Here is an 18458-nt window from a genome sequence, read left to right as displayed (position 1 = left end):
GGGACGAGACGGGGAGGACCGGGCGTGATCCGGGTACTGGCCATCGGCGAATGCATGATCGAACTGACCCACCGGGAAGCGGACGTGCTGTCGCTGGGCTGCGCGGGGGACACGTTCAACACCGCGACCTACCTGTCCCGGCTCACCGGATCCGCGGAGCTGCAGGTGGACTACCTGACCCTGGTGGGGGACGACCACTACAGCGACCGGATCGTGGCGGCGATGCGCGCGGAGGGCGTCGGTACCGACCGGATCGGCCGGGTCGCCGGGGCGCAGCCGGGGCTGTACCTGGTGCGCACCGACGAGCACGGCGAGCGCTCGTTCACCTACTACCGCTCGCAGTCGGCGGCCCGCGGCCTGTTCGCCGACGGGGAACCGGATTTCGACGGCTACGACCTGGTGCACCTGTCGGCGATCAGCCTGCAGATCCTCGCGCCGCCCGCGCGGGAGCGGCTGCGCGCGGCGCTGCGGCGGTTCCGCGACGCCGGTGGCCGGGTGTCCTTCGACAGCAACTACCGGCCGGCCGGGTGGGACGGTGCCGCCGTGGCGGCCGAGCAGGTGCGGGAACTGTGGTCGCTGACGGCGATCGGGCTGCCCACGTTCTCCGACGAGCAGGCGCTGTTCGGCGACCCCACCGCGGAGTCCACAGTGGACAGGCTCCGGGCGGCCGGGGTGGCGGACGTCGCGGTCAAGGACGGTGCCGCGGGCTGCGTCGTCCTCGACGGCGAGCGGGTCGTGCGGGTGCCTGCCGTGCCGGTGGAGTCCGTGGTGGACTCGACCGCCGCCGGGGATGCGTTCGACGCCGGTTACCTCGCGGCTCGGCTCACCGGTGCCGATCCGGTCGCGGCGGCGCACCGCGCGCAGGAGCTGGCCGCCACGGTGATCCGGCACCGCGGCGCGATCGTCGCCGAGTCGGTGCTGCCCCGGCGGTCCGCGGCGCCGGTCGGGTGACCGCCGGTCGTTGAACTCGGTTTTGCGTCGTAGTCGGGTTGCCGAACCTCAGCGCCCGAACCCGCCCGGCGGGTCTTGTCGTTTTCTTGTCAGCGGCGAAGCCGCTGAGCAGCGACCACCAGAGCAACCGGACCACCCGCGGGTTCTCAGCGGTTCCCTCGCGAGGACAGCGATTTCCCTCGTGGCGGAGCCACTCGGGAAATCGATCCCGCAGCGAGGGAACCGCTGAGGTTCCGCCACCCCCGTGCCACGCAAAACGAGCGACAACACACCCGTGTAGAAAAGGCGCATGGGGACCACTCGTACGGCCGCGCTGCGCTTCCACTCCGACGCCGTGCGCGCGGAGACGCACGTCAACCTGTCCGCGGTCCGGGCCGACGGCCACCACCTGTGGGTCGGCGGCGACGAGACCGCCACGGTGGAGCGCTTCACCCGCACCGACGCACCGCGCCCCGAGTACGCCGAGCACGTCTCGTTCGACCTCACCGAGGTGCTGGACCTGCCCGGCGGCGCCGACGAGGAGGTCGACGTGGAGGGCCTGGCCCGCCGCGGCCCCTACCTGTGGGTCGTCGGTTCGCACAGCGCGAAGCGCAAGAAACCGAAGGCCCACCACTCGGACGCGAAGGCAGCCAAGCGCCTCGCCACCGTCGTACCGGAACCGGCTCGCCGTGTGCTGGCGCGGGTCGCGCTCTCCGACGGCGTCCCGGTGCGCCGCACCCGCGACGGGGCGCGCAGCGCGGCGCTCGGCGAACCGGGCCTGCGCGAGCTGCTGGCCGACGACCCGCACCTGGCGGCGTTCCTGCCGATCCCCGGCAAGGACAACGGTTTCGACGTCGAGGGCATCGCGGTGCACGGCGAGCCGGGGACGGAGCGGGTGCTGCTGGGCCTGCGCGGCCCGGTGCTGCGCGGCTGGGCGGTGGTGCTGCGGCTGGCGCCCCGCGAGGAGGACGGCGAGCTGGTGCTGCGCAAGGTCGACGGGCACCGGCGCTACGCCAAGCACTTCCTGGACCTCGACGGCCTCGGCGTCCGCGACCTGTGCCCGCACGGCGACGACCTGCTGGTGCTCGCCGGGCCGTCGATGGCGCTGTCCGGCCCGGTGCGGCTGTACCGCTGGCCCGGCGCCGCCCGCGCCGACCTGCCGGAGGTCGTGCGCCGCGACGAACTGGTCCGGGTGGCCGACCTGCCGCACGGCGAAGGCCGCGACCACGCCGAGGGCATCACCGTGCTGCCCGGCGGCGACCTCCTCGTCGTCCACGACAGCCCCGCCCCGGCGCGCCTGCCCGAACCCGGCACCGTCCTCGCCGACGTCCTCGCCCCGGACTGACCGGGCCTCAGAACCAGGCTTCGGCGAGGAGCTTCAGGGAGCGGAGGCGGTCGGCGGGGTCGTGGCAGTAGGTGACGGTGATGAGCTCGTCGGCGCCGGTGCGGGTCACCAGCTCCTCCAGCCGGCGCACCGCGGTCTCCGGGGAGCCGACGGCGTTGATGCCGAGCATCGCGTCGGCGAAGTGGCGTTCCCGGGCGTCGACCGCGTCGGGGTCCACCGGTGCTTCGAGGGCGCGCCGGTTTCCGCTGCGCACGTTGACGAACATGCGCTGCACCGTCGTCCACAGCCGTGCCGCCTCCTCGTCGGAAGGAGCGACCAGGACGTTCACGCCGATCATCAGGCGCGGCTCGGTGAGCTGCGCGGTCGGTGCCTCGGTGGAGAACGCGGAGCGGTACACCTCGACGATCTCGTCCAGGTCGGCGGGCGCGAAGTGCGAGGCGACCGCGAACGGCAGGCCCAGCTGCCCCGCGATGGACGCGCCGTTCACCGTGGATCCCAGCACCCACAGCGGGACGTGCGTCCCGGTCGCCGGCCCCGCGGTGACCGGTGCGCTGTGCCCGCGGCCTTCGTCGCCGAACCAGCCGGTGAGGTCGTAGATCGAGTTCGCGAAGCTCTGCGCGTCCGCCCCGGACCGGCTCAGCAGCTGGGCGGTGAGCTGGTCGGTGCCGGGCGCGCGGCCCAGCCCGAGGTCGATCCGCCCGGGGTGCAACTGGGCCAGGGTGCCGAACGACTCCGCCACCTGCAGCGGCGCGTGGTTGGGCAGCATGATGCCGCCGGAGCCGACGCGGATCCGCTCGGTGCGGTCGGCGGCCTGCGCGATGAGCAGCGCGGTCGCGGTGGCGCCGAGGTACGGGGTGTTGTGGTGCTCGGCGTACCACACCCGCGAGTAGCCGAGCTCGTCGGCGAGTTCGGCGGCCGCCATCGAGGAGGCGATCGCGTCGGCGATGGTGGAGCCCTCGCTGACGGAGACGAGGTCGAGGACGTCGAGCGGAACGTGCGGTGCGGTCACGAAGCCCCTCCGGGCGGGTCGGTTTCCAGGAATTCCTCGGCGATGGCCCGGTTGTAGCGGCTGACCATCTCGGACAGCAGCCGCAGGTCCTGCTCGCTCCAGCCGGAGAGCAGGGCCGCGGTGCGTTCGCGGCGGCGTTCGCACACCGCGCGCACCGCCGCCGCACCGGAACCGGTGATCGCCAGGACGCTGCGGCGGCGGTCGGCGCCGTCGGGGCTGCGGGTGAGGTGCCCGGCGCGTTCCGCGGCGAGCACCTGCCTGCCGGTCGTGGACGGGTCCAGGCCGAGCGCGGCGGCGAGCCCGCCGATGTCGGACGGGCCGCGCGCGATCAAGGTGCGCAGCAGCAGGTACCCGGCGCGGTCCACCTCCTGGTGGAGTTCGCCGCGGCGGCACAGCATCTCCAGGTTGCGCATCAGCACCGCGGTCTGGAACTCGACGGTGTCGATCGCGTCGCAGGTGGTGCCGTCCGGTTCGCTCGGTGGGCCCGGCTCGGGGAGCTCGGTGCCGGCCGCGGCGCGGGGGTGCTGCGCGTCGGTCACGGTCTCGTCCCTCCTCGGCGTTCCGGCGATACCGGTACGATACCGATATCGGGGCGAGGGATGCCGGGCAGGGCCGTTCGGGAGCCCCCGGTCCTCAGCCGATCACCGCGCGGTGGCCGCCGAACCGGGCGCCGAGCGCAGGTCCGCGCCGATCGCCCCGGTCGTCTCCAGCAGCGGCGGCAGCAGGTTCTCCCGCGCCTGTTCGGCCGTGGTGCGGCTGGCGTGCGAGGAGATGTTCGCCGCCGCCACCACCCGGTCCGCGCGGTCCCGGATCGGCGCGGCGATCGACCGCAGCCCCGCCTCCAGCTCCTGGTCCACCAGCGACCAGCCCTGCTCCCGGATCCGCGCCAGCTCGGCGCGCAGCTCCGCGGCGCTGCCCACGGTGTGCGGGCCCAGCGGGTCCAGCCGCACCCGCGCGAGGAAGTCGTCCAGCCGCTCGTCCGGCAGGTTCGCCAGCAGCACCCGGCCCATCGAGGTCGCGTACGCGGGGAACCGGGTGCCGATGTTGATCGACACGGTCATGATGCGGCTGGTGGGCACCCGGGCGATGTAGACGATGTCGTCGCCGTCGAGCACCGACACCGACGCCGATTCGTGCACCCGCGACACCAGGCGTTCCAGGTGCGGCTGAGCGATCTCCGGCAGCGACATGCTGGACAGGTAGGCGAAGCCCAGCTCCAGCACCCGCGGCGTCAGCGCGAACCGCCTGCCGTCCGTCCACACGTAGCCCAGCTGCACCAGGGTGTGCAGGAACCGGCGGGCGGCGGCGCGGGACAGGTCGGTGGCCCGCGCGACGTCGCTGAGCGTCATCTCCGGCCGCGTCTCGTCGAACGCGCGGATCACCGCGAGGCCGCGCGCCAGCGACTGCACGTACCCGCCGGATTCCGAAGCCGGTTCCATCGCTCTCCTCGCTCGTCCGGAGCGGCCCTCGCCCCCGGGCACCTACCGTTCCACATGCGACACCCGGGCCGCCCGCGGCACCCGTCAGCCGTCCTCGGCGGCGAGCACGTCCCGGGCGAGGGCGAAGGCGCGGTTCGCCTTCGGCACCCCGGCGTAGATCGCGACGTGCATCAGCACCTCGCGGATCTCCTCGGGGCTGACGCCGTTGCGGCGGGCGGCGCGCACGTGCATCGCGAACTCCTCCTCGCAGCCGGTCGCGGCGAGGATCGCCAGCGTCAGGCAACTGCGGGTCGGGCGCGGCACCCCGTCCCCGGCCCACAGCTCGCCCCACGCGTAGCGGGTGATGAAGTCCTGGAATCCGGCGGTGAACTCGGTCGTCGCCGCGACGGCGCGGTCCACGTGCGCGTCGCCGAGCACCGCGCGGCGCACCGCCATGCCCTCGGCGTGCCGGGTCGTGTCGTCGGTCATCGCGCGCTCCTCGTGAAGTGGTCCAGCAGCAGGGCGTTCACCGCGTCCGGCCGTTCCGCGACGGCCAGGTGCGAGGCGTCATCGAGGATCTCCAGGCGCGCACCGGGCACCGCGGCGGCGATGCGTTCGGCGTGCGGCGGGGGAGTGGCCGGGTCCTCGCGGCCGGCGAGCACCAGCGTCGGCGCGGTGATCCGCGGCAGGCCGTCCACCAGGTCCAGCTCGGCGATCGCCTCCGCGCAGCTCGCGTAGCCCTCGTCGTCGCAGGCGCTGAGCGCGGCGGCGAACGGCACCACCCCGTCCCCGCCGGCGAACGCGGGCGTGAACCAGCGCTCCAGGGAGCTCGCGACCATCGACGTGGTGCCCTCCCGCCGGGCCTGCGCGGCGCGGTCCCGCCACGCCTGGCGCGGGGTGAGCTCGGCGGAGGTGCAGATCAGCGCGAGCCGCCCGATCCGCTCCGGCGCGTGCTGGGCCAGCCACATGCCGGTCATGCCGCCCAGCGACACCCCCGCGAAGTGCGCGCGGGCCACGCCGAGCCGGTCCAGCAGCTCCAGCACGTCCGTGCCGAGCTCGCCGAGCCGGTACGGGCCGGGTGGTGCGGCGGTGCCCCCGTGCCCGCGCTGGTCGTAGCGCAGCACCCGGAAGTGCTCGGCGAGCACCGGCAGCTGCCCGTCCCAGAGCCCCAGGGCGGTGCCCAGCGAATTGGACAGCACCAGCACCTCGGCGCCGTCCGGTCCGGTCAGGTCGTGGTGCGGGATCATCGGTTCCCTCCGAGGTCGTGCCGGGCCAGGGCGCGGTCCACGAACGCCCCGGCCGATCCGAGGTGGTCGGCGGGCTCGGTCGCCGCGACGACCTCCGGTTCGGACAGCACCGCCCGCACCCGCTCGTCGGCGAGCAGCGCGGAGCGCAACGTGCCGCCGCGCTCGGCGACCCGCCCGCACAGCTCGGCGACCAGCTGCCGCGCCTCGGTGCCGCCCAGCGCGCCGCGCAGCGCGGCGGACGCGCTCTCGGCCATCACCAGCCCGGCGGTGAGCTCCACGTTCGCCGCCATCCGATCGGTGCGCACCCGCAGCCCGGCCAGCAGCCGCTCCGCGCCGGAGGAGGCGGCGGCGACCAGGCGCAGCAGTTCGGTCAGCGGTTCCCATTCGGCCTGCCAGGTCCCGGCGGCGCGCTCGTGCGGCTGCGGCATCGCCGCCAGCAGCGTCGCCACCAGGCCGGGCACCCGGTGCGCGGCGGCGGTGATCAGCACCGAACCCGCCGGGTTCTGCTTGTGCGGCATCGCCGAGGAACCGCCGGAGCTGCCCTCGGCGAGCTCGCCGACCTCGGTCTGCGCGTGCAGCTCCACGTCCAGCGCGATCTTGCCGAGTGCGCCCGCCGCGGTGCCCAGCGCGCCCGCCAGCTCGGCGACGCGGGTGCGGTCGGTGTGCCACGGCAGCACCGGTTCGGCCAGTCCCAGCTCGGCGGCGAGGTGCCCGAGCACGGCCGTGCCGCGGTCGCCGAGGGAACCGAGCGTTCCGGCGGGGCCGCCCAGCTGCACCGCGAGCCGCTCGGCGACCACCCGGTCCAGCGCGTCCGCTGACTCGTCCAGCGCGGTCAGCCAGCTCGCGCAGCGGCGGCCGAACGTCGTCGGCAACGCCTGCTGCAGCAGCGAGCGTCCGATCATGAGCGTGCCGCGGTGGTCCCGCGCCAGCTCGGCGCAGCGGTCGGCGGCGCCGCGCAGGTCGGCTAGCACCCCGCGCAGCGCGCGGCGGGCCACCAGCATCGCGGCCGTGTCCAGCACGTCCTGGCTGGTGGCGCCCACGTGCACGTGCGGGCGGTCCGCGGGCTCCACCAGGGCGGTCAAGTCCGCGACCAGCGCGATCACCGGGGTCGCCGAGCCGACGGCGCGGCGCGCGATCGACTCCAGGTCGAACTCCTCGGCCCGGCAGTGCGCCGCGATCCGCTCGGCCGCGTCCGGCGGGACCACCCCGGCGCGGGCCTGCGCGCGGACCAGGGCCGCCTCGAAGTCGAGCATCGCCTGCGCCCACGCCGCCGCGCCGGTGCGCCGTTCGGCGTCCGGCGTGCTGAACATCGGGGTGAACATCGCGGCCTCAGAGCTCGAAGAAGACGGTCTCGCCGTCGCCCTGGAGGCGGACGTCGAAGCGCAGCCCGTCCGGTTCGGCGACCGCGACCAGCGTGCCCCGGCGTTCCTCCTCCACGGTGGACAGCACGGGGTCGGCGGCGTTCGCGGCGGCCTCGTCGGGGAAGTACACCCGGGTCACCAGCCGCTGCAGCATGCCGCGCGCCAGCACCGTCACGTCCAGGTGCGGTGCTTCGGTGCGCCCGTCGGGCGTCGGCAGCGGGCCGGGTTTGACCGTGCGGAACCAGAAACCGCCACGCGGATCGGTGCCGCAGCGCCCGAATCCCTGGAACGAGCCCGCCGCGCCGCGCGGATCGGCGTGGTGGGCGAACCGGCCCCGCTCATCGGCCTGCCAGATCTCCAGCACCGCGTCCGGCACCGGCTCGCCCGCTCCGTCGAACACCGTTCCGCGCAGCAGGATCGCGCCGGGCGCGCCGGGCGCGACGACCTCGGGGCCGTCCGGCCACAGCAACCCGTCCGGCAGCGCGTAGAACGGTCCGACCGTCTGCGACGGCGTGGTGAGCGCACCCTGCTCCGGCATCAGTCGTCGTCCTCCTCGTCGTCCTCGAACGGGGTGGCGTGCGCGCCGCGCAGCACGATGTCGAACTTGTAGCTCAGCGCCCACTCCGGCACGGTGCTCGCCAGGTCGAACCGGCTGATCATGCGGTCCCGCGCCGCCGGGTCGCGCACCGAGTTGAAGATCGGGTCCTGGCCGAACAGCGGATCGCCCGGGAAGTACATCTGGGTGATCAACCGCTGGGTGAACGCCTGCCCGAACAGCGAGAAGTGCAGGTGCGCCGGCCGCCACGCGTTGTCGTGGTTGCGCCACGGGTAGGCGCCCGGCTTGATCGTCACGAACCGGTAGTGGCCGTCCGCGTCCGTCATCGCCCGCCCCACGCCGGTGAAGTTCGGGTCCAGCGGTGCCGGGTGCCGGTCGCCGGAGTGCAGGTAGCGGCCCGCCGAGTTCGCCTGCCACAGCTCCAGCAGCGTGTGCGGCACCGGTTTCCCGCCGGAGTCGAGTACCCGGCCGCTGACGACGATCCGCTCGCCCATCGGTTCGCCCGCGTGCCCGGCGGTCAGGTCGTGGTCGTGCTCGCCCACCCGGTCGTGGCCCAGCAGCGGGCCGGTGACCTCGGTGAGGTACTGCGGCAGCAGCCGCAGCGGCTGCTTCGGGTACCGCAGCGCCGAGGAGCGGTACTCGGCGCTGTCCAGCGGCGGGTGCGAGGCGGTGTCGGGCGGGTAGTGCGGCAGCAGCATGCTCATCGTCGGCTCCTCCTTCACGCCTGCAGGACCACGGCCAGGCCCTGCCCCACCCCGATGCAGATCGCCGCCAGCCCCCAGCCGCCACCCGCGGCCCGCAGCTGGTGCGCCAGGGTTCCCAGGATGCGCGCGCCCGACGCGCCCAGCGGGTGGCCGAGGGCGATGGCGCCGCCCTGCACGTTCACGATCTCCGGGTCCAGGTCCGGCCATTCGGCGAGGCAGGCCAGCGACTGCGCGGCGAACGCCTCGTTGAGCTCCACCGCGGTCAGGTCGCCCCAGCCGATGCCCGCGCGGCGCAGCGCGGTCTCCGCCGCCGCCACCGGGCCGATGCCGAACACGTCCGGATCCACCCCGGCGACGCCGCGCCCGGCGATCCGGGCCAGCGGGGTGACGCCCAGGTCGGCGGCGACCGCTTCGGAACCGATGAGCAGCGCGGCGGCGCCGTCGTTGAGCGGGGAGGAGTTGCCCGCGGTGACGGTGCCGCCGTCGCGGAACGCGGGCTTGAGCTTCGCCAGCTTCGCCACCGAGCTGTCCGCCCGCACGCCCTCGTCCGCGGTCAGCTCGGTGCCCGGCACGGGGACCACTTCGCGCTCGAACGCCCCGGCCTCCCACGCGGCGGCGGCGCGGCGGTGGCTGCGCACCGCGAACTCGTCCTGGGCCTCGCGGCCGATGCCGTAGCGTTCGGCGAGCAGTTCGGCGGAGGAACCGAGCCCGATGGTCCAGCGCTCCGGCATCGCCGGGTTCGTCATCCGCCAGCCGAGAGTGGTCGAGTGCAGCGTCTCGTGCCCGCGCGGGAAACCGCCCGCTGGTTTCTGCAGCACCCACGGCGCGCGGCTCATCGACTCGACGCCGCCGGCGATGGTCAGTTCGTGGTCGCCGGTCTCCACGGCCCGGCTGGCGCCGATGGCGGCCTCCAGCCCGGATCCGCACAGCCGGTTCACCGTGGCGCCCGGGACGCCGGTCGGCAGGCCCGCCAGCAGCGCCGCCATCCGCGCGACGTTGCGGTTGTCCTCCCCGGCGCCGTTGGCGTCGCCGAACGCGACGTCCTCGATGCGCGCCGGATCCAGCCCGGGGGAGCGGTCCACGAGGGTGCGCACCACGTGCGCGGCCAGGTCGTCCGGGCGCACCTCGGCGAGGCCCTTGCCGTAGCGGCCGAAGGGCGTGCGCACCGCGTCCAGGATGTGAGCGCCGTTGCTCATGCTTCTGCTCCGATCGTGGCCTTCAGTTCCCGCAGCACCCGCAGTTCGGTGTCGGTCGGGGGTTCCTGCACGGTGGGCGGGTCGGCGACTTCGAGGTTCCAGCCGGTGGCGGCCCGCACCTGCTCGACGGACACGCCGGGGCTCAGCCGGGTGAGGGTCAGCTCGCAGGTCCGCGGATCGGGTTCGAGCACGCCCAGGTCGGTGATCACCTTCACCGGGCCGCGCCCGCGCAGCCCCAGCCGCTCCCGGTCGCCCGCGCCGCGGCCGTAGCCGACGGAACTGATGAAGTCGACGGACTCCACGAAGCTGCGGGTGCTCTGGCGCATCACCACCAGCACCTCCTTGCAGGAGGCGGCGATCTCCGGGGCACCGCCCGCGCCGGGCAGCCGCACCTTCGGGTCCGCGTAGTCGTCCCCGATCACGGTCGAGTTGATGTTGCCGAACCGGTCGATCTGCGCGCCGCCGAGGAACCCGAAGTCGATGCGGCCCGGCTGCAACCAGTAGTTGAAGATCTCCGGCACGCTCACCACCGAGTCGGCCGTGTCGGCGAGCACCCCGTCGCCGATGGACAGCGGCAGCCGGTCCGGTTTCGCCCCGAGCGTGCCCGATTCGTAGATCAGCACCAGGTCGGGGGCGTGGGTGCGGCGGGCCAGGTTCGCGGCGGTGCTGGGCAGCCCGATGCCGACGAAGCAGGCGGCACCGTCGGTGAGCGAGCGCGCGGCCGCGACGCTCATCATCTCGTCGGCGGTGAACGTCATCGCGCGCTCCTCTCGACCAGGCCCTCGCGGTCCAGCCACGCCTCGAACTCGGCGCGGTCGCGAGAGATCGCGTCCCAGCGCCGGTAGTGGTCGTTGTCCCGTTCCGAGTAGCCCTGCGCGTAGGACGGGTGGGCGCCGCCGGGGACCTCGGCGACGGCGGTGACGGCCCACGTCGGCAGCACCACGGCGCCGGGCCGCGGGGTGAGCTCGTCGACGACCTCCTCGACGGTCACCAGGGAGCGCTTCGCGGCGAGCACGGTCTCCTTCTGCACCCCGGTGATGCCCCACAGCTGCACGTTGCCCTGCCGGTCGGCCTGCTGCGCGTGCACGATGCCGACGTCCGGGTTCAGCGCGGGTACCGCGGCCAGCTCCTCGCCGGTGAACGGGCAGGTGACGGTCTTGATGGAGTCGGTGTGCGCGGGCAGGTCGGTGCCGGTGTAGCCGCGCAGGATCGCGAACGGCAGCCCGGAGGCGCCCGCGGCGTAGCGGTTGGCCATGCCGGCGTGGCTGTGCTCCTCGATCTCCAGCGGCACCGGCCAGGAGTGCTGCACGGCGTCCCGGAACCGGTGCAGCGAACCGACTCCGGGGTTGCCGCCCCAGGAGAACACCAGCTTGCGCGCGCACCCGGCGCCGATGAGCTGGTCGTAGACGATGTCCGGCGTCATCCGGCACAGCACCAGGTCGCGCTTGCGCTGCCGGATGATCTCGTGCCCGGCGGCGACCGGGATGAGGTGGGTGAAGCCTTCGAGTGCGATCACGTCGCCGTCGGCGACCAACTCGGCGATCGCCTCGTCGAGGGCGAGGATGCGTGCCACCGATCCGCTCCGATCGTGCGCATAGTGAACATGTGTTCTTTGAGCGAACAGTAGTGCCGCCGCGACGACGCGGTCAAGCACCGCGCGGAGCAGTGGTGAACGGACCGTTCGACCAACGAGATGAGGCGAACGGTCCGTTCACTCCGAAGCCGAGGGGGCGGCGGGTCGTGGTCGCGGTCCGGGTTCCTGGCCTGGACGGTGGCCGGGTCGTTGCCGGCGAGCCTGGTGCCGCCGGCGGCGGTCGTCGCGGGGGCCGGGCACGGGCCGGCCTACGGCGGGGGCGACGGCCGCCGTGGAGGAGGTCGTGCCGCGGGGCGATCACCGGGGCGCCGTACCTCGCGTGCCACCTCGGCGCCGGGTCCCCGCCGGGCTCGTCGGCCTGGTGCCGCTGGAGCGCCCGCTGGGGATCGCGACGTCCTGGGTGGCGGTCGCGGCGCCGGTCCCGGTGGCCGGGCGGCCCAGGCCGCCGATCGAGGCGCCGCGGCCGGCTCCGCACCGGGCCGAGCACCGGCTGGACCGCGCGGGGCGCCCGAGGGTCAGAGGTAGCCGCTGTCCGGCAGGCCCTGGTGCGGGAGGCCGAGCACGGCGATCGCGGCGTTCGCCGCGGCCGCGGCCTGCTGGTGGCCCGTCTCGCCCCAGTTGAGCAGGTCGCCCGCCTTGCCCGGGTGCACCAGCAGCCGCAGGTAGGTGCGCCCGTTGTCCGGGTCCGGTTCCGGCGGGTGCACCCGGCTGATCTCGGCGACCATCCGCACCTGCGCGTACGGCGAGTGCCCGTCGTCGACGCACTGGTAGCCGAGGTAGTGCGGCTCGGCGATGTCGAGCGTGACCTCCTCGTAGGTCTCGCGCCGCAAGATGTCCACGTAGGCGGACTCGCCGGGCTCCGGTCGCCCGCCGGGCAGCGAGTGCTTCGCGCCGTCCACCCTGATCAGCACGCGCCCGTCCGGGGCGAACAGGAACCCGTAGACCTGGCGGACCGGTAGGCCTCCGGGCACGGCGCGGGTGTGCCAGGTGAACTTGGCCATGGCTGAATCCCCTTCCTGCCCCGGCGTCGGGCGCCGCGCGGTCGAACCGATCACGTTACCGCGCGGGGCCCGCGGAGTCCCGCTCCGCCGCGCGGAGATCCGCACGGGCGCCCGATCCGGTTACGATCATCCACTGTGGACGATGCCCGGCTGGTGGAACGGTGGCGGCATTCCGTTGACACCGTTCAGCCGATGCGGTCACGATGATCCCGTGCTCATCGCGACCAGCCTGACCCGCCGCCGCCACGTGGACTTCGTCCGCGTCGGTGCGCAGGGTTGTCGTCGCTGACCTGATGTCCTCGCCGCGACTCCGGCGGCATCAGCACTCCTCCCGGTGATCGTCCCGGTCGCGCCCACCGCGCACCCGGTTCGCGCCGCACCGCGGCCACCGGCACCTTCCCCCGCACCCGGCGGTGCGCGCCGTCCTGCGCGCGCACCGCCGGCACGACCTGTCCACGGGAGACGACCGTGTCCACCGACATCCCCGCCGCACCGCTGAAGTTCGCCTACTGGGTGCCCAACGTCAGCGGCGGCCTGGTCACCAGCACCATCGAACAGCGCACCGACTTCGGGTTCGAGTACAACAAGGAACTCGCGGTGCTCGCCGAGCGCAGCGGGTTCGAGTACGCGCTCAGCCAGGTCCGCTACGCCTCCAGCTACGGTGCCGCGCAGCAGCACGACCCGGCCGCGTTCAGCCTCGGCCTGCTGCTGGCCACCGAACGGCTCAAGCTCATCGTCGCCGCCCACCCCGGCCTGTGGCACCCGGCGATCCTCGCGAAGTTCGGCATCACCGCCGACATCCTGTCCCAGGGCCGGTTCGCGGTGAACATCGTCAGCGGCTGGTTCAAGGAGGAGTTCACCGGCCTCGGCGAACCCTGGCTGGAGCACGACGAGCGCTACCGGCGCACCGAGGAGTTCATCCGCGTGCTGCGCGGGCTGTGGACGCAGCCGAACTTCGAGCTGGCCGGCGACTTCTACCGCATCCGCGACTTCAGCCTGCGCCCGCAACCGTTCGAGGTGCCCGGGCGCCCGCACCCGGAGATCTTCCAGGGCGGCAACTCCTCCGCGGCGCGCACCCTCGCCGGACGCGTCTCGGACTGGTACTTCAGCAACGGCAAGGACTTCGACGGGTTCAGCGAGCAGGTCGCCGACGTCCGCGCCCAGGCCGCCGCCCACGGCCGCACCGTCCGCTTCGGCCTCAACGGCTTCCACATCGCCCGCGACACCGAGGCCGAGGCGAGGGCCGTGCTCAAGGAGATCGTGGACAAGGCTGACGTGGCCGCCGTCGAAGGGTTCCGCAAGTCCGTGCAGCAGGCCGGGAAGTCCACATCGGACGGCAAGGGCATGTGGGCGGACTCCGAATTCGCCGACCTCGTCCAGTACAACGACGGCTTCCGCACCGGCCTCATCGGCACTCCGGAGCAGATCGCGCACCGCATCATCGAGTACAAGAAGCGCGGCGCGGACCTGATCCTGCTCGGATTCCTGCACTACCTCGAAGACGTCGAGCACTTCGGCACCCACGTGCTGCCCATCGTCCGCGAACTCGAAGCGGACCTCGACCGCACCGGCGACCCCATCGGCGCCACCCGGTGACCACCCGCACCACCGCAACCCGAGGAGAACCGCTGTGAGCACCACCGAACCGACCACCACCCGCTGGGAACGACGACCCGACACCCCCGAGGGCTGGCTCGAACGCGCCCGCGACGTGGCCGCGCTGCTGGCCGTCGACGCCGTCGAGCGCGACCGCGCCGGCGCCACCCCGCACGCCGAAGTCCGGCTGCTCAAGGAATCCGGCCTGGTCCGGCTGCTCGGGCCCGTCGAGCACGGCGGGGGCGGTCAGCGCTGGGACACCGCCTACCGGGTGATCCGCGAGGTCGCCAAGGGCGACGGGTCCATCGGCCAGCTGCTCGGCTACCACTACCTGTGGGCGTGGGCGGTGCGGCTGGTCGGCACCGACGCGCAGATCGACGCCGTCGAGCAGCTCTACACCGAGAACGACCTGTTCTTCGGCGGGGCGGTGAACCCGCGCGACTCCGACGTGGTCATCACCGACGAGGGCGATGAGATCGTCTACACTGGGCGAAAGTCCTTCTCCACCGGCAGCAAGGTCTCCGACCTCACCGTGCTGGAGGGCGTCCTCGACGGCACCGACGACCACATCTTCGCCATCGTGCCCTCCGACCAGGAGGCCATCGTCTACGGCGACGACTGGGACAACCTCGGCCAGCGGCTCACCGAATCCGGCAGCGTCGAGATCCGCGGCGTGCGGGTGCCGTGGGAGTCGGCGGCGGGCTACGTGGACAAGCGGTTCCAGCCGCTGGTCTACAACACGCTGAACACGCCCACCATCCAGCTGGTGTTCACCAACTTCTACCTCGGCATCGCGCAGGGCGCCCTGGACGCCGCGACCGCCTACACCCGGGAGAAGACCCGGCCGTGGCCCTACGGCGGGGACGACAAGGACAGCGCCACCGAGGAGTTCTACGTCCTCGACACCTACGGCGACCTGCAGGCGAAGCTGTGGGCCGCGGAAGCGCTCGTGGACCGCGCCGGGCAGCGCATCGACGGGTTGCTGCACGCCGAACGGGACTCGGTGACCGCCGCGCAGCGCGGGCAGGCCGCCGTGCTCATCGCCGCCGCCAAGGAGCGGATCGTGCAGACCGGACTGGAGATCGCCACCCGGATCTACGAGGTGACCGGGGCCCGGGCGACCGCGAACTCCGCCGGCCTGGACATCTTCTGGCGCAACCTGCGCACCCACACGCTGCACGACCCGATCGCGTACAAGCGGGTCGAGGTGGGCCGCTACGCGCTGCTCGGCGAGATCCCGGAACCGACCTGGTACACGTGATCCGGTGCGCGCGACCCGCCCGGCGCCACCGGGCGGGTCGCGCCGCGCGTCAGCCGCCGAGCCAGGTGGCGACGAACTTCGCGACCCGGCTGACCCGCCGGACCTTCGGCCTGCCGCCCGCCACGCCGTGGATCTCCCACTCCTGGCCGCACTCCGGGCAGAACCACGGTCCCAGCCTGCTCGCGTCCGGCTCGCACGGGTGACCCCGCCGTCCTCGCCGCATCCCGCCGTCCCTTCCCCGCTCGCCGCGCGCCGCGGCCTCGCGGGCCACGGCGATGATCAGCACCGATGACACCACAGCGCGCCACCGGTGCGGAACAGTTCCCGGCCGTGGTCATCCGGCCGGGGGCGGGACCTTCGACCGTGTGACCCGCCGTATCCGGTTCGTACCGTCGAACAGGTGAGAACAGCTGGGGGCACCCGGCGCACGACGCCAGGACGGAGCCGGACCGACATGCGGCCACCACCAGCCACCGCCGGAGTCCGGATCAGCGGGCACCGCCGCCGGCCCTGCGCCGCCCGCCGCACCGCCCTTAGCCTGGGAGCGACGGTTTCTGGCGCGCCCGCACGCCGCGGGCGGAAGCGGGGGCTGCGAGATGGCACAACCGGACGAGGCGGGCACCGGCCCCGACGCGGGCGGCGCGACCCGCATCGCCCTCGTCGACGACCACGAGGTGGTGCGCCGCGGGATCGCCGACCTCCTGGAGGACGAGGACGACTTCACCATCGTCGCCGAGGTCGGCACCGTGCAGGAGGCCCTGGTGCGGCTGCCACCGGCCCGGCCCGACGTGGCGGTGCTCGACGTGCGGCTGCCCGACGGCAACGGCATCGAGCTGTGCCGCGAACTGCTCTCCCTGCTGCCCGGAGTGCGCTGCCTGGTGCTCACCTCGTTCTCCGACGACGAAGCCCTGCTGGACGCGATCATGGCCGGGGCGTCCGGGTACGTGCTCAAGCAGGTCCTCGGATCCGACCTGCGCTCCGCGATCCGGCAGGTCGCCGCCGGTCGTTCGCTGCTCGACGCGGCCACCACCTCCGCCGTGCTCGAACGGCAGCGGCGCAAGCACTCCCGGGAGGACCCGCTGCGGCGGCTCACCGAACAGGAACGGGCCGTGCTGGAGCTGATCGGCGCCGGGATGACCAACCGGCAGATCGCCGAGCGGATGTTCCTCGCCGAGAAGACCGTGAAGAACTACGTCTCGCAGCTGCTCTCGAAGCTCGGGATGCAACGCCGCACCCAAGCGGCGGTCCTGGCCACCGAACTCCGCTCTCGTCCTTCCTCCGGTTGACCTCGGGGTGCACGGCCCGGCGTTCGGCGGGCGCTTCCGGTCAGGCGGGGTCGTCGTGGGGGAGGGGGGCTCGCCAGGTGAGGCGGGTACCGCCGTCCTCGGGGGTGGTGAGTTCCAGGGTGCCTGCGAGCTGTTCGGCGCGGGCGCGGAGGTTGCGCAACCCGTTGCCGGGAGCTCCGCCGGCCGCGCCGCAGCCGTTGTCGACCACCTCGATGGTGAGCTCCGCGCCGGTGTCCACCGACACCGTGATCGCGGTGGCCCCGCCGTGGCGCAGCGCGTTCGCGACCGCCTCCCGCACCACCGCCTCCGCGTGCTCGAAGTGGCCGGCGGGCACCGCGGTGTCGATCGCACCGGACATCCGCACCGCCGGGGCGAACCCGGCGCCGCTGCTGGCGTCGGCGACGGTGTCCAGCAACCGGCGGCGCAGGCTCACCGGGTCGTCCGCGCCGGGCGAGGAGTGCAGGTCGAAGATGGCGGTGCGGATCTCGCGCACCGTGTCGTCGAGCTGCTGCACCGACTGCTGCACCCGCCGCCGCACGTCCGAGTCGGTCGCGCGGCGCAGCGTGCCCTGCAGGCTCAGCCCGGTCGCGAACAGCCGCTGGATCACGTGGTCGTGCAGGTCGCGGGCGATGCGGTCGCGCTCGCCGAACACGTCGAGCTGGCGCTGCGCGCGGTTCTTCGCCGCCAGCTCCAGCGCGATCGCCGTCTGGTCGGCGAAGGACGCCAGCAGCGGCACCTGGCCCGGCCCGAACGGTCTGCTCTCCTTGCGGCGCAACGCGATCACCGCGCCCGCGCCCGCCTCGCCCGAGTGCAGCGGCACGGCCAGCGCCGGGCCGTAGCCGGGCAGCACGTGGTTGAGCCCGCTGACCGGGGACGCGGACACGTCCGACTCCAGCACCGGCGTGTCGCCGGTGAGGCTGGCCAGCACCGGACCGTCGGTGCTCACCGGGATGCCCACCTCGATGTCCGCCTCCCCGGCGACGGCCTCGACCCGTGCCTGGCCGGTGGAGGTGCCCTGGCGGGCCAGCACGATCAGCGCGCAGTCGGCGCGGGAGATCTCCATGGCGCGCTGCGCGATGAGCCGCAGCCCGTCGGCGGTGCTCACCCCGGACAGCAGCTCGGTGGTGATCTCGCTGGAGGCCTGCAACCAGCGGTGCCGCAGCCGCGCCTGGTCGAACAGCCGCGCGTTCTCGATGGTCACCCCGGCGGCCGCGGCCAGCGCGCGCAGCACCACCTCGTCGTCCTGGCCGAACTCGCCGCCGTCGAGCTTCTCGGTGAGGTACAGGTTGCCGAACACCTCGTCGCGCACCCGGATGGGGATGGCGAGGAAGCCGCGCATCGGCGGGTGGTGCTGCGGGAAGCCGATCGACGCCGGGTGCTGGGTGAGGTCGCGCAGCCGCAGCGGGCGCGGATCCCGGGTGAGCTGCCCGAGCAGCCCGCGGCCCCGCGGCGTCGGCCCCATCCGGGCGACGGTGGCCTCGTCGATGCCGACGTGCACGAACTGGGTGAACTCGCCGTCCGGCCCGAGCACGCCCAGCGCGCCGTAGCGGGCCTGCACCAGCTCGGTGGCGGCGGTGACGATGCGGTGCAGGGTGGTGTCGAGCTCCAGCTCGGTGCCGATCGCGAGGACCGCGTCCAGCAGGTCCTGCATCCGGTCCCGGGTGCTGATCACCCTGGCCAGCCGCTCCTGCAGCTCGCCGAGCAGTTCGTCGAGGCGGAGGTCGCCCAACGTGGAGGCCACCTCTTGCAGCCGGTCGGTGACCGGGTCGTGGGAGGAGGCTTCGGACATCGCTGATCCATCGGTGTGCGGCGGGCCCGCCGAGGTGCTTCGGCGGGGCGTCGGTGCGGGAGCCGCCCGTTCCCGGCGCGGTCTCGGCCGGGTGCCGCCGGGGCTGCGGGCCGAACGCGGGCCGGGTCGTCGGGGCGGCGGCCGCGGGGTGCGGCCGTGCCCGTG

The 18458-nt window shown here is 73.8% G+C and carries 19 protein-coding genes; 5 read left to right on the top strand and 14 right to left on the bottom strand.

Translation table 11 applies throughout. The annotated features are described in order from the left end of the window. Positions 1-24: 24 nt before the first annotated feature. Both H1226_RS14195 and H1226_RS14190 read left to right on the top strand, forming a co-directional pair. Complete coding sequence (locus H1226_RS14195) at positions 25-951, top strand: sugar kinase (protein ID WP_258341136.1); 927 nt, start codon at positions 25-27, stop codon at positions 949-951. 289 nt (positions 952-1240) lie between these two features. After that, entirely contained in the window at positions 1241-2275 is a 1035-nt protein-coding gene (locus H1226_RS14190; protein ID WP_258341135.1) for a DUF3616 domain-containing protein, read from the top strand. A 7-nt stretch (positions 2276-2282) separates the two neighbouring features. Here the strand turns inward: H1226_RS14190 and H1226_RS14185 are convergent, their stop codons facing one another. The 12 genes from H1226_RS14185 to H1226_RS14130 all read right to left on the bottom strand — a co-directional run bounded on the left by H1226_RS14185 (position 2283) and on the right by H1226_RS14130 (position 12361). Beyond that, positions 2283-3284 (bottom strand): LLM class flavin-dependent oxidoreductase, encoded by a 1002-nt coding sequence (locus H1226_RS14185; RefSeq protein WP_258341134.1) that lies wholly within the window; start codon positions 3282-3284, stop codon positions 2283-2285. Beyond that, positions 3281-3823: a MarR family winged helix-turn-helix transcriptional regulator gene (locus tag H1226_RS14180; RefSeq protein WP_224958681.1), complete on the bottom strand. Its 543-nt coding sequence runs from the start codon at positions 3821-3823 to the stop codon at positions 3281-3283. Before H1226_RS14180 ends, H1226_RS14185 begins: the two co-directional genes overlap by 4 nt. 102 nt (positions 3824-3925) lie before the next feature. Next, a complete protein-coding gene (locus H1226_RS14175; RefSeq protein ID WP_258341133.1) occupies positions 3926-4723 on the bottom strand; it encodes an IclR family transcriptional regulator in 798 nt (265 codons plus the stop codon). An 84-nt stretch (positions 4724-4807) separates the two neighbouring features. Then, positions 4808-5191, bottom strand: a complete 384-nt coding sequence (gene pcaC, locus H1226_RS14170; protein ID WP_258341132.1) for a 4-carboxymuconolactone decarboxylase — start codon at positions 5189-5191, stop codon at positions 4808-4810. Beyond that, positions 5188-5949, bottom strand: a complete 762-nt coding sequence (gene pcaD / locus H1226_RS14165) for a 3-oxoadipate enol-lactonase (protein ID WP_258341131.1) — start codon at positions 5947-5949, stop codon at positions 5188-5190. The genes pcaC and pcaD overlap by 4 nt, the downstream gene beginning before the upstream one ends. Continuing rightward, positions 5946-7259 carry a 3-carboxy-cis,cis-muconate cycloisomerase gene (pcaB, locus tag H1226_RS14160; protein ID WP_258341130.1) on the bottom strand — a complete coding sequence of 438 codons (1314 nt, stop codon included), beginning with the start codon at positions 7257-7259 and terminating at the stop codon, positions 5946-5948. The genes pcaD and pcaB overlap by 4 nt, the downstream gene beginning before the upstream one ends. 19 nt (positions 7260-7278) lie before the next feature. Then, positions 7279-7848, bottom strand: coding sequence for a protocatechuate 3,4-dioxygenase subunit alpha (gene pcaG / locus H1226_RS14155; RefSeq protein WP_258341129.1), 570 nt, complete (start codon positions 7846-7848; stop codon positions 7279-7281). Beyond that, positions 7848-8570, bottom strand: a complete 723-nt coding sequence (gene pcaH / locus H1226_RS14150; RefSeq protein ID WP_258341128.1) for a protocatechuate 3,4-dioxygenase subunit beta — start codon at positions 8568-8570, stop codon at positions 7848-7850. Before pcaH ends, pcaG begins: the two co-directional genes overlap by 1 nt. Positions 8571-8584: 14 nt before the next feature. Then, the gene (locus H1226_RS14145; protein WP_258341127.1) at positions 8585-9766 is read right to left on the bottom strand and encodes a thiolase family protein; all 1182 of its coding nucleotides are present in this window, start codon (positions 9764-9766) and stop codon (positions 8585-8587) included. Further along, positions 9763-10524 (bottom strand): CoA-transferase subunit beta, encoded by a 762-nt coding sequence (locus H1226_RS14140; RefSeq protein ID WP_258341126.1) that lies wholly within the window; start codon positions 10522-10524, stop codon positions 9763-9765. Before H1226_RS14140 ends, H1226_RS14145 begins: the two co-directional genes overlap by 4 nt. Continuing rightward, the gene (locus H1226_RS14135; RefSeq protein ID WP_258341125.1) at positions 10521-11339 is read right to left on the bottom strand and encodes a CoA transferase subunit A; all 819 of its coding nucleotides are present in this window, start codon (positions 11337-11339) and stop codon (positions 10521-10523) included. The genes H1226_RS14140 and H1226_RS14135 overlap by 4 nt, the downstream gene beginning before the upstream one ends. 536 nt (positions 11340-11875) lie before the next feature. Beyond that, positions 11876-12361 (bottom strand): NUDIX hydrolase, encoded by a 486-nt coding sequence (locus tag H1226_RS14130; RefSeq protein WP_224958701.1) that lies wholly within the window; start codon positions 12359-12361, stop codon positions 11876-11878. A gap of 468 nt (positions 12362-12829) precedes the next feature. On the opposite strand from H1226_RS14130, the gene sfnG reads away from it, so the two are divergent. Both sfnG and H1226_RS14120 read left to right on the top strand, forming a co-directional pair. Beyond that, a complete protein-coding gene (sfnG, locus tag H1226_RS14125; RefSeq protein ID WP_258341124.1) occupies positions 12830-13957 on the top strand; it encodes a dimethylsulfone monooxygenase SfnG in 1128 nt (375 codons plus the stop codon). Between the two features lie 34 nt (positions 13958-13991). Next, complete coding sequence (locus tag H1226_RS14120; RefSeq protein ID WP_258341123.1) at positions 13992-15218, top strand: acyl-CoA dehydrogenase family protein; 1227 nt, start codon at positions 13992-13994, stop codon at positions 15216-15218. 49 nt (positions 15219-15267) lie between these two features. On the opposite strand, the gene H1226_RS14115 is transcribed toward H1226_RS14120, so the two are convergent. Further along, positions 15268-15504 carry a hypothetical protein gene (locus H1226_RS14115; protein WP_258341122.1) on the bottom strand — a complete coding sequence of 79 codons (237 nt, stop codon included), beginning with the start codon at positions 15502-15504 and terminating at the stop codon, positions 15268-15270. A 310-nt stretch (positions 15505-15814) separates the two neighbouring features. Between H1226_RS14115 and H1226_RS14110 the strand changes: the two genes are divergently transcribed. Further along, positions 15815-16504, top strand: coding sequence for a response regulator (locus tag H1226_RS14110; protein ID WP_224967823.1), 690 nt, complete (start codon positions 15815-15817; stop codon positions 16502-16504). 40 nt (positions 16505-16544) lie between these two features. Here the strand turns inward: H1226_RS14110 and H1226_RS14105 are convergent, their stop codons facing one another. Further along, the gene (locus tag H1226_RS14105) at positions 16545-18293 is read right to left on the bottom strand and encodes a sensor histidine kinase (protein WP_258341121.1); all 1749 of its coding nucleotides are present in this window, start codon (positions 18291-18293) and stop codon (positions 16545-16547) included. Positions 18294-18458 lie beyond the last annotated feature (165 nt).

This window comes from Saccharopolyspora gregorii (genome assembly GCF_024734405.1).
Lineage (GTDB): Bacteria > Actinomycetota > Actinomycetes > Mycobacteriales > Pseudonocardiaceae > Saccharopolyspora_C > Saccharopolyspora_C gregorii.
This window is presented reverse-complemented; position numbering and strand designations above follow the sequence as displayed.